Annotated in this window: 1 protein-coding gene and 1 pseudogene; both read right to left on the minus strand. The window is 45.1% G+C overall.

Translation table 11 applies throughout. The features are described from left to right. Positions 1 to 875 (minus strand): annotated as a pseudogene (locus tag KDK19_RS17625) (hypothetical protein); the annotation flags it as partial. A 96-nt stretch (positions 876 to 971) separates the two neighbouring features. After that, complete coding sequence (locus KDK19_RS17630; RefSeq protein WP_257292487.1) at positions 972 to 2,099, minus strand: hypothetical protein; 1,128 nt, start codon at positions 2,097 to 2,099, stop codon at positions 972 to 974. Between the last annotated feature and the right edge of the window lie 115 nt (positions 2,100 to 2,214).

Raw genomic sequence — 2,214 nt, forward strand, 5'->3', positions numbered from 1 at the left:
TCGCCCTTTTGGTATTTGATGTCTTCCAGCGTCAGTTCATTGATATACATCATGCGTCTGATGGTCTCCGTCGTCCATCGGTAGAGTGTCCGTCCCCAGGCTGTGACAAATATATTCTTGTTGAGTTCCAGGCTTGCGTCTGCCAGTAACTGTGCTGAACTCTGACTGCTAAAATACCAGTGGTTAGTGAACGGATCATGGTGAAGGGACGTTATGATTTGATCGACCTCTGCCCTGGTTAGAATTTCCCTTCTGGCTGAGCCCTGTAATATGTAATCCAGCCGGTCTGCGCATAAATCCGGCAGCTCTCTCTCAAGCATTGTAAATTGAATATTCTCAGGGTCTATGTCGTTAGGCGTCAGACCATGATTCTCTAATATTGGAGTAATCCCGTGCTTTTCCAAAAAACCTAAAAATAAGGAATCATGGTAATTAGGATTACCTGCAGAGTTTGTGGAAAAAAGATAATCTGAGACATGGCTGAATGCCGTGTGAGATATATCGTGGAGTAACCCGCTGACTTGCTCCTCAAAAGGGGCCGTAAAATAATTCAGAAGATAAAGTACCCCAAGGGAATGGTCATAACGGGTATAAGATTCATTGTTATGCCCTTCAGAGTCAATCAGCTGAATAATGCCATATTGATTAATGAGCTTCAGTCTTTTAACAGGTTGACTGTTTATCAGTTCTGAAAATAAAGGAGCCTGGGTAAGATTAAGCTCTAATACTCCATAATATGTTTCTATCTGCTCTGGATCACGGCTATTGGCTTTGGCCAGAAAGCCCAAAACACATAAATGGACTAAAAGCACCTGCCACGAGAAGCGTTGTAGATGATGTAGGCGCGACGCAGGCAGAGTACGACAGATGATCATTTGAGGTACCTTAAAACACTGCTAAACGGAAGTTAGCTTTAAAGCGGTGTTTGCCAGTATAGTCGCTACCTCTGCCCGCTTTATCTAAACTGGCTGTCAGTTAAACAATGTGTGTAAATAATCCAAAGGAGCATAAAATTTTTTCCACTGATTCCGGGCTGTTTCCGTGAGACTTTCTTCAAGTGAGATACCATAAACTGCATGGTTTGAAACGCCATTAATCAGAGCGAGAGCCAGTGCAGGAGCGAGGATAATGGCGAGGTTTTTCAATAAATGTTTTGAGTTCAATGGTGAGCTGGTCGACATGTCCAGTTTTAACATGAGAGACAACAGAGAAAACTTAACAAAGGTTCCGACTCCGGCCCCGATTCCGAATCCGACTCCATCTCTGATTCCAGCAAGAGTTCCAGCATCTCCTCTGACTCCGAATAAGATTCCGGGTGCGGCTCCAGCCATGGTGGTAAATACGGGCGTGGCTCTGGCCCTTAGGAGCTTCGCGACTGCGGGTGCGACTAAGACCAGGGCTGCAGCTCTATCGATATTACTATCATCTGGGTTGAGTGCTGATAAAGAGATTGTTGCTGAAATTATCCCTGTCAATGCAGAAGACACTGCATAAGCAAAGGCTGCTTTTGCAGGTCTGAAGCCTTTGGCTATCATTTCCCAATAAATGATTGATCCGACGACTACGCCAGCAAGGGATGATAATGAGATCTTCTCACCATAAGCATAACGTGAAGGTTGGATGGCAACTTTATTCTGATACCGTAAAGTCTGGGTGATAAGAGTTCCGGCTACGGTTCTTGATACTGTCTCACCAGAAAACATAGCCAGGATTGCCAAAGGCAGAGTATGGTGCCTGTGCTTGCTGATAGTTTGATAGCCAATAAAACCACTCACTCCTAACGTTGTAAATCGTAGAGGCTGCCACCAGGCCTGTTCAACGGGCCAGGGCGAGACGTGTCCGGCCAAAGCAACCTCAGTAGTGGTGACAGCAGCTGCCAGTTGATTGCAGTTACAGAAAGATAATCTGTGTTGGCGTACTTCAAACGCCTCAGTGGTGGAGAGACCAAACCTACCCGCAAGGGCAGATACCAAATTGGGTGATTGGCAGATGGTGTACCAGAATCCATAATTTAACAAAGTGGAAACTGCCAGTCCGTTAGTGCTGCCAGTGAGTTTCAGACTGCTTTCAACCAGCGATGCATTATTGTAGTGACTCAAAAAGTCAAATTGTTCTTTTTTCAGTGCCACTGAATGGGCGACAGAACACATGAAAAATAAGCATGATGTATATCAATGAACTGACGCTGGAAGACATCAAATACCAAAAGGGCGA

This window comes from Endozoicomonas sp. ONNA1 (assembly GCF_024606325.1).
In the GTDB taxonomy this organism is placed as follows: domain Bacteria; phylum Pseudomonadota; class Gammaproteobacteria; order Pseudomonadales; family Endozoicomonadaceae; genus Endozoicomonas_A.